Source organism: Streptomyces thermodiastaticus (genome assembly GCF_014656135.1).
GTDB lineage: Bacteria > Actinomycetota > Actinomycetes > Streptomycetales > Streptomycetaceae > Streptomyces > Streptomyces thermodiastaticus.
The window spans coordinates 1-1,337 of record NZ_BNBV01000069.1 but is presented as its reverse complement, the minus strand read 5'-3'; the positions used below and the strand labels follow the sequence as shown (position 1 = coordinate 1,337).

The following is a 1,337-nucleotide window of genomic DNA, read 5'->3' as shown; positions in this document are numbered from 1 at the left end:
CCCCGTTGTGCCCTGCGAAGTCTGCCTAGCTCCGTCTGCGCAGGTCAGACCCGTTCATCAGCGGTAGTTCACGAACTTCCGGCCATGATCGCCTGACCTGCGCGTACGCCAGAATCATCGCTCTGACCTGCGGTAAACACTTTCGGTGATTGCCGCAGGTTTTCATGTTTCTCTGGGGCCATATGCCCTCACTGTGCCCTCGCCGTGACCGGTGATGCGGGTCGCTCGGTGTCGGGGCGGCGTGGGGCGGGAACGTTCATCTGAGGCCGGGTGCCGGGTGTGCCTCTGCCTTGCGTCTGTTCCGTTCGCCCCGGACGCCCGGGTGTCGGGACCTACCATCGGAGTACAGCAGCCTGCAAACGCACTGGGGTGATCGTGAGCAACTGGGCCGACCTTACGAACGGGCAGCGCATCAAGCTCCTACGGGGCTCCGATCTGACGCAGCAGGGACTCGCGGATGCCGCGGGGGTTTCCCTGGCCCTGGTGCAGAAAGCCGAGCAGGACCGCGGGGAGTTGTCGGTAGGTTCGCTGCTCAAATTCGCCCACGCGCTGAACACGGACGTATCCGTGATCCTGGGGCAGCAGGCACCGCGCCGGGGCATGGACCAGGGCGACCGCGCCGCCCTGCGCCAACTGTCCGACGCCGTGCACGAGAGCGCCCTCGGTGAGTGGGAAGGCATCGAGGACCCGAGCACCGTCGAGGACTTGAGCGAGGCCCGTGACCGCGCGTGGGACGCCTACTGGGCGAGCGACACGGCGAAGGTCAGTAGCTACGCCTCCAAAGTCCTCATGGAAGGACAGGTCAGGTACGCGAGCGCTACGGGCAACGAACGCGAGCAGTTGGGATCGATCCTGGCGAGCACCTACCGCGTAGCCGCGTCCTGCTCGAACGGATTCGGGCAACGCGACCTTGCGTTGAGCGCGCTCACGTCGGCGAAGCACCTCGCGCGGGAAGTCGACGACCCCGTGATGACGGCGCTACTGGAGTCCACGCTGTCGTGGATCTACCTGCGCGGCGCCAAGTTGCCGCGCGCCGTCGCCGTGGCCGAGCGGGCGGCACTGGCAATCGAGCCATCGTTCAGCAACGGGTCACGCCCGCAGTTGCTCGCGTACGGTCGGCTGATGATCTCCGCGGCCGTGGCAGCGTCGCGGCGGGAGGACGAGAGCGCGGCCGACGACTACATCTCACAGGCGCACGCCGCAGCGGCGAGGCTCGGACGAGACGAGAAGTTGTACGGGACCAGCTTCGGCCCAACGGCAGCGAAGACCGAGGCGGTTGGAATCCACGTCGCCCTGAAGAACTACGGGCGCGCGCTGAAGCTCGCCAGTCACCCCGA

1 protein-coding gene is annotated in these 1,337 nt (G+C 66.8%); it reads left to right on the top strand.

Going from position 1 to position 1,337, the window contains the following annotated elements:
• Window positions 1-375: 375 nt before the first annotated feature.
• The coding region (locus IE286_RS26860) for a helix-turn-helix domain-containing protein (protein WP_189799355.1) at window positions 376-1,337 on the top strand (962 nt) is incomplete at its 3' end.